Below are 7,709 nucleotides of genomic sequence, written 5' to 3'. Positions count from 1 at the left end.
AGGCAGCGCCGGGCGCCACAAAAAAAGTACATTATGCAGCGCAAACGTACGATCTATTTGACCCTCCTGTTGCTGGCCGCAGCAGTGATACCTGGCAAGGCACAACAGAACGTGCAGTTCAGCCAGTATGTTTTTAACGGCCTCAGCGTAAACCCTGCCTATGCGGGGTATAAAGAGAACTGGTACCTGAACGCCATTTACCGCCACCAGTGGGCGGGCTTTCCGGGAGCGCCGCGTACGGGCGGCGTTTCTATAGATGGCCTCACCAATGCGCCAGACGGGAAGGTAGGCCTTGGCCTGCAGATGATGGTAGACCAGCTGGGCCCGCAGGAAGCATTGTCTCTCTACGGCTCTTACGCCTACCGCATTCCGCTGGACGCTGAGAATACCCGCCGCCTGTGCCTGGGCATTGGCGTAGGCGTTACCCAGTACGCCATAGACGGCACGGCTTTGCAATACGTAGATAACGACGATGAGGCCATCCCCACCGGCAAGGCCAGCAACTGGGTGCCCGATGCCCGCTTCGGGGTGTATTATTACAGCCCCCGCTTTTATGCCGGCGTATCCGTGATGGACTTGTTTGCATTGTACACAGATGCTACGCGCTACTCCTGGAAGGGCAACAACTACGCCACCATCCGCAAAACGCAGCATCTCTATTTCACCACCGGCACCATGATACCGCTTTCTTCCACCCTGCAGCTAAAACCTTCACTGATGGTGAAAGAAGATTTCAAAGGGCCCACCAGTGTAGACCTCAACGCGTTTCTGCTGATAGCCGACAAAATATGGATAGGCGGGTCTTACCGCACCAATGTGAAGATCTGGAACAAAAACCATCTGCTGGAAGACCTCAGTGCTGTGAACGCTGCCAGCATTATGGCGGAGTTTTACGCCAATGAAAGATTGCGCATCGGTTACGCGTATGATCTGAACGTTAACAAAATGGCGGGGCACCAGGGCGGTTCTCATGAAATATCCATCGGCTTCCTGTTCCCGTCCAAAAAATATTCACTGGCCAACCCGCGCTATTTCTAATTTAAAATTGCCGAACCTTGATACATTCATACTCCCTTTATCTGAAACGATTTACATGCTGCGCTTTGCTGCTGTCCGGCAGCCTGGGGCTGGCGGCGCAGGAGCAAAAGAGCGAGCTGCGCCTGGCCGAAGAAGCGTACGCAAGGCAGGAATATGCGCTGGCCGGCAGCCTCTTTAACCGCGTGGCCAGGAAAAAGCCTGCCCGCGCCCCGCTGGAGCTGCTGGTGAAGCTGGCCAACTGCCACCGGGAAACCGGTAATTTCCAGCAGGCGGCGGCCTGGTACGAAGAGATCGTGCAGCGGCCGGGAAGCCCCGCGGCGGCGATGTTTGCCTATGGGGACGTGCTGCGTAACCTGGAGCAGTATGATGCCGCGCGCCAGCAGTACAGCCGGTTCAGTACCACGCAGCCAGACAGCCTGGCCATGAAAGCCGCTGCCTTGCAGGGGTGCGACAGTGCTTTGATCTGGCAGCAGCAGGCGGTGAAGCTCAGCAACCTGGGCGGCCTGCGGGAGCTGAACACGCCCAACTCCGAATGGATCAGCGGCGCGGTGCGGAAAGGATTGCTGCTGGTATCTAACGGTTACCGAAAAATGGTGCTGAACGATGGCGCCGAGAACAATCCCGCCACAGACAAACGTTCCTTTCAGCCTTATTACAAAGCCTACATTTACCAGCAATACGCGCAAGGCAATGCCACCATGTACCTGGAGGAAATGCTGCCGCAACTGCTGGGCAAATACCGTTATCACATAGGCCCCTCTTGCTTCAGCGCCGGTGAAGATACGCTGTATGTAACCGTCAACGAGCAAGACCGCCCGGAGCTGCAGCAAAAGAAAGGTTACGTGCAAGGGCGGCGCAGGCTGGTATTGTATTATACCGTTAAAAAAGACAATGTTTGGGCCCCCTTGGAAATATTGCCCGCCCTTAATATGGACGGGTTCTCCACCAGCCATCCCACGCTCAACGCGGATGGCAGTGTGCTGTATTTTGTATCTGACAGGCCGGGAGGCTTTGGGCAAACAGATATCTGGTACAGTGAAAAACAGGCAGACAGTACCTGGGGCAAGCCAGTGAACTGCGGAGCCCGGTTAAATACAGTAGCCGCGGAAACTTTTCCCACTTTCAATGAAGAAGGTGCCTTGTATTTCTCCAGCAAGGGGCATGCCGGTATGGGCGGCTACGATATTTTCCGCGCGGCGGGCAGCAAAAGCAGCTGGGAAACCCCGGTAAACCTGCGGCCCCCGTTCAACACCGGGGCAGATGACATGGGATTGATATTAAAGCCCAACGGCTACGAAGGTTACTTTTCATCCAACCGCCCGGGCGGCCTGGGGGCTGACGATGTGTACCGCTTTATGGACGCGGCGTACTTCACAGGCGTGCCGGCCGCCACCGGCGGGCAACCGGGCACAAATGTGCCAGATCAGGCAGCGGGCAAACCTGCAGCGCCCGGCGGCACTACGCCATGGGGCAAAAAAGCGCCCACGCCTGAAGAAGAGAAGCTGATCGCAGAGCTGGAAAAACTGCGCTTCCTGTATGACTTCAACAGCGCCAGGCTGCTGCCGGAATCCCGCAAGGTGCTGGATTACGTGAGCGGTGTGCTGAAACAACACCCTGACTGGAAACTGACCGTACTGTCTTATACAGACAGCCGCGGTACGGATGACTATAATACCGATCTCTCTGCCCTGCGCTGCTTTGCGGTGATAGAATACCTGGCGGGTAAAGGGATAGAGGTAAAACGGATGTATTATCTCAATCTTGGAGAACAATTCCTCGTCAACGCCTGTAAAGACGGGGTGCCCTGCACGGAAGAGCAGCAGCGGCAAAACAGGCGCTCTGAACTAAAGGTCATTTACTGATGACAGGGAGTACTTATATCAAAAAAGGGAGGCACTTCATTGCGCCTCCCTTTTTAATTTTAATGCGTTCATCAGCGTATCAGCTACCCCGCGTACCGCCGGTTTTCAGCGGTTTTTTGGAGAAGGACTGTGCCTTGGTCGGCTTCTGGAATGTATTGTTTACACCAGGCAAGTTGTTGGCCTTTTTATTCCCTTTCTTGCCGTCTTTCTTATTGCTGTTCGATAATAATGACATAGCTGTAACAATTTGGTGTTGACAAATATACTCTTTTTACGGCAATACTTCCGCCTCCAGCCCCTCGTTCCAGTGTTTATGCTCCGGCATGTAATAAAGCCCGGCATTGCTGGCTTTGGCCTTGTAGGTGCCTGGAATGTCTGCCTTCAGGTCCAGCCGCAGGGTTTTGGTTTCATTGGGCGCAAAACCCATCCAGTAGAGCACCAGGTAATTATCGAATATTTCGTAGTAGGCCGCTTCATTTTTCTCCGTCAGCTCCTTCAGTTGCCAGGGCTGGGCGGAAAGCCCCGCCGGAATACCGATTTTGGCGATAGACATGCCCTGCAGCACTGCTTTTTCATTGGTGACCGCTACTTCCATGCGCACCGTTTCACCGGTTTTAACCTGCCGCTTTGCCAATGCCGTGCGCAGGCGCAGTTCTGCAAGGGTGCTGCCGGGCGGCGTAAAAGTGTAGTAAGATACTTCCATATTGTAAGGCACCCTGTTTTCCGCACCGCTGTACTTCACCTGGAAGTTATTGGCGGACGGTGTTTCAGTGGCGGGAATGATGCCCGGTTTTACTTCCCGGTTGTTCAGCAGAAAACGGATATCTGTTTCCGCGGCCGCTTTTCCGAATGTTCTGGCGTAGGCAATCACGGCGTTGAGCGCCAGTACGGTGGCCTGCGTGGAGGAGTAGCCGAAATAAGATTTGCTGTTCATGATGTCTGTCATCAACTCCGCCATCAGCGGCAGGTCAGGTTCCTTTTCCCGCGCCAGCGCCAGCAGGTAGAGCGCGCTGGTTTCCACCTTGAGAGACGCAGCCTTTGAATTGACCACGCTGGTGGCCGCCTTGAAATTCTTTTGCCGGTATAGCCCGCGCAGGATGTTCATCAGCCGGGCAAAATCCGCCTGCCGTTGCATGTTGGCCGCGGCAAGCGCCATCATGGAAAGCTGGTAGGCATCATTGCCTTGCAGCACATCCGCCAGCGCATGCTCATACTCGCGCGTTATTTCAGCGCCGTACCCGGCATGGCTGAAGGCGTACACAATGTAAATGTTGGCGATCTTGTTGGGCACGGTGGCAAACCTGTCGTACCCGGTGGTGGAGAGCAGGAAACCGCCTTTGCCGTCCCTTCTGCCCAGCAGGAAGTTTTTGGTGCGTTTCAGCAGCTGTTTGTCTACTTCAATAAATTCGTTCATGTCCGTAAACTCCATCAGGCCGTAGGCCGTCAGCGCTTCATGCGGCGGCGTTCTGCCGAACCATTCAAAGCCGCCCTCCGCGGTTTCGAAACTGATCAGCCGTTTATATCCTTTTTCGAGGTAGTCCATGGCTTTGCGTTCCGTATCCGGGTTGGAGCGGCCGGCTTTCCGCAGGTATTTGAGGATAAAAATATTCGGGTAGGTGGCGGACGATGTTTGCTCAAAACACCCGTACGGCTCCCGCAGCATGGAGGCTATACCGTCCAGCAGCTGGCCTTCGGGATTGTTGAATACCTTCAGCTCGTACCGCAGGCTGCCCGGTACCATTTTGTGTATGGTGAACGGGTGCTGCGCAGTGCGGTTGCCCGCAAAGGTTTCCACCACCGGGAAACCCTTGTGCACCACCGTAACGGGCAGCGAAACGGTTTCTGTATGCTGCCCGCTGCTCACGGTGAAGCGAAGGCTGCCTGCTACCGGTGAAGTGGCGGTAACCGGTATGTGCAGTACCGTGGCTGCGCCCGGCGCTATGCTGATGTTTTTGTTGAAGATGCCGGCTTTCACGCTTTCAGCAAACTCCACTTTCACGGCAGCCTGCAGCGGCCGGGCATCATTGTTTTTGATGTGCAGGGGAATGAGGGCATTATCTCCCACGGTAAGGTACGGCGGTATTTTGGCGTCTACACTGAGCAGGGGCCGTACGGCATAGGTGGTTTCCGCCCGCCCCGCCAGGCCGTTGTAGCCGATGCCTTCGGCAATGGCCCTGAAAGTGGTAGTGGCGTCCGAGTTGTAAAAAGATACGCTGGCTTCCCCGTTCTTGTCTGTCTGCACCACGGGGTTCCAGTAAATGGTTTCCCTGAAATCCGTTCTCTCCGCGGTTTCCGTGGTGGCGTACTGCGGAGCGTAAAATCGGCGTACAGGCGTAAGGCCCGGGCCTTTGAGCTGCACCTCCCGGGACGCGAAGAATACTTTGGGCGTATGTTTCCACCGCAGCCGGGACTCGCTGTTCTTCCTAGTTTCTATAATGATAACGCCCTGCGCGCCAAGGCTGCCGTAAATGGCGGTGGCTGCCGGCCCCCCTACAATGTATATGGAAGTAACGTCAGCGGGATCGAGGTTGTTGCCTGTCCATTCCGTAGGTATGCCGTCTATGATCATCAACGGCTTATTGTCTCCGGTAACGGAAGTGCTGCCGCGTATCTGTACGCTGGGGTCTTGCGCGGGGTTGACGCGCTCCACTACGTTCACGCCTGTTACACTGCCTGCCAGCGCATCGTTGACGGAAGCCGCGTTCAGCTCCCGGCCGGTAATGACAGTTGCGGCGCCGGTTACGTTTCGTTTCTGTTGCGCGTCAAAGCCCACTACTACCACTTCCTCCAGCAACCGGTCTTCCTGTGCCACCGGCGGCGCCTGTGCCGGCAAGGGCGGGCGGGCCAGCGCGGCTGCGTTGCCATAGCGTACAGGGCCGTTTTCTGATAGCACCAGCCTGATGCGTTCTTTCTTTTGCAGTGACTGGGCTACCACCATGTAATAACCGTCAGGCTGCAGGCCGGGAAAGAAAAATGTTCCGTCATCCCCAGTTTCAAGCTGCATGGCTATGTTATTCCTCGTTACTACCCATACCTTGGCCCTTACCGGCTCATCCCGCCCGTTCACCACCTTGCCGGTGATGATGTTTTGCACATCAGGGAGGAACTGCAGCTTGTTCCCTTCTTTCACGGCAGGCAGGAAATCAAAATAACGGTAGCCGTGCGTGAGCATCACCAGGTCTAGCGCGGGGAGGGCCTTCTTTTCATCTTTCCTGAAGTAAAATTGCGGTTCTTCTATTTTGCCTTTCAGTTCCGAGCTCATCATCAGCCAGGATATGAGATGGTCTTGCTGGTCGTCTGCAAACGTCCACAGCTTGTCGTCCAGCACCGCCAGTGAAAAGTTGGAGGGTACAGGTTTCCCGTCGTTATCCAGGGTTTTCATGTTGATGGTCACTTTCTCCCGCGGCATATACAGCGCCTTGTCCGGCGTCATTTTTACCTGCAGCATTTTTCCGGGGTTGAGAAAAATGATCCTTTCCGCCAATGGCAGGCCGTTGGCCTGAGATACCGTGAACCGCGCAATGCCGGCAGGGAAGGCCGCAGGGTCAATAGACAAGGTTTGCTCGCCTTTTTTAAGGTGTACGTTTTGCGTGTAATACAGGTGTTCCTTTGTATAGCCGGTAACTTTTACATCTGCCGGCTGCGTGGCGTGCAGGTGCATCAGCAGCCGGCCGTTCTCCTGCGTCAGTTGCAGGGCAAGGCCTTCCCGCGAGGCGGGGGGTAAGGGATAAGGTTGTGTAATATTCGCAGGGCTGGTCAGCACCACCTCGTAGGTGTTGCCCTGGCGGGGTGTGAAGGTGAACCGGCCCATGCCGCTGTGGAAACTTTGCAAGGTGGTTACTGTTTCACCGCTGCCGTCTCTCAGCTCTCCCTTTACATCTACCGGTTTGCCAAATTCGTTCACGGCCTTGAAGGCTATGTTAGCGGGCAGGCCTGCTACGAGCGTGCCGCCCTCCGGCATCAGCTGCAGCTGCACCTTGTTGAGGGTAATGGGTATGCTGCGCGAAATGGCTTCCACATAAGCATCGTATTGCACTTTTATATTCAGCAAACCGTCTGTAGTGTTGAGGCTGGCCGGCAGGCGGAATTGTATGTCAGCTTTGCCCGCCGCGTCTGTTTGCAGGGTAACGGGCTGCGCCGCTTGCCCGGCAAGGGAAACGGTGTATTCAAATGTTTGATTGGCCAGCGGCTTGTCTGCCAGGGAGCGGGCGGAGAAATGTGCCGTAACTGTGCCGCCCGGCCCATAACCTTTCTCCGGAAAGTCCAGCTTCATCAGTATGCGGGGAGAGATCACATGCTGCACGGTCAGCTCTTTCGTAAAGAAGGTACTGTCTGTTTCATTCTTCATCCACGCGGTATAAGCCCGCAGCTTGTAGATGCCGCCGGCCGCTGCGGGGCCAAAGGCGTAGGAGCCTTCCGTGTAACCATTGGCAACACGATAGGTGAGCTTTGTTACAACGTTGCCGGCCGGGTTCAGCACGTCTACATGTACCGTATTGCTCACGGAAGAGGGAGTGTTGTTTTGGGCGTTGACAAGGTACAGCTTGAAAAATACTTCCTCGCCCGGTTTGAAAAACACGTGGCTGGTCTGGATGTAGATCTTTTCTTTTTTCGAGGCGTAGTCCAGGGTCTGTGCAAAGGCTTTGCCTGCACAGGCGCAAATGAGTATCAGAAACAGGCTCCAGTATTTCATACCATCAGAATTGAAGTGATGCATAGTACAAGGGCAGGATGCCGTTTTTGAAGCGAATCCATAAAGAGGGGCGGATTTTTTTTACCGGTCTGTCCAGGCTGGCGCCGGCTTTTTGT

The 7,709-nt window shown here is 55.2% G+C and carries 4 protein-coding genes; 2 read left to right on the top strand and 2 right to left on the bottom strand.

What is annotated here, in order from left to right:
• The first annotated feature begins 33 nt into the window (after nt 1–33).
• A complete protein-coding gene (locus ABDW36_RS13455) occupies nt 34–1,038 on the top strand; it encodes a type IX secretion system membrane protein PorP/SprF (RefSeq protein WP_343702427.1) in 1,005 nt (334 codons plus the stop codon).
• 17 nt (nt 1,039–1,055) lie between these two features.
• A complete protein-coding gene (locus tag ABDW36_RS13450; protein ID WP_343702426.1) occupies nt 1,056–2,900 on the top strand; it encodes an OmpA family protein in 1,845 nt (614 codons plus the stop codon).
• Nucleotides 2,901–2,979: 79 nt separating this feature from the next.
• Here the strand turns inward: ABDW36_RS13450 and ABDW36_RS13445 are convergent, their stop codons facing one another.
• Both ABDW36_RS13445 and ABDW36_RS13440 read right to left on the bottom strand, forming a co-directional pair.
• Nucleotides 2,980–3,135 (bottom strand): hypothetical protein, encoded by a 156-nt coding sequence (locus ABDW36_RS13445; RefSeq protein ID WP_343702425.1) that lies wholly within the window; start codon nt 3,133–3,135, stop codon nt 2,980–2,982.
• A 36-nt stretch (nt 3,136–3,171) separates the two neighbouring features.
• Entirely contained in the window at nt 3,172–7,593 is a 4,422-nt protein-coding gene (locus ABDW36_RS13440) for a TonB-dependent receptor plug domain-containing protein (RefSeq protein ID WP_343702424.1), read from the bottom strand.
• Nucleotides 7,594–7,709 lie beyond the last annotated feature (116 nt).

Origin of the sequence: Chitinophaga sp. (genome assembly GCF_039596455.1) — a bacterium.
GTDB lineage: Bacteria > Bacteroidota > Bacteroidia > Chitinophagales > Chitinophagaceae > Chitinophaga.
The sequence above is the reverse complement of the archived record's forward strand: the minus strand, read 5'-3'. Positions and strand labels throughout refer to the sequence as shown.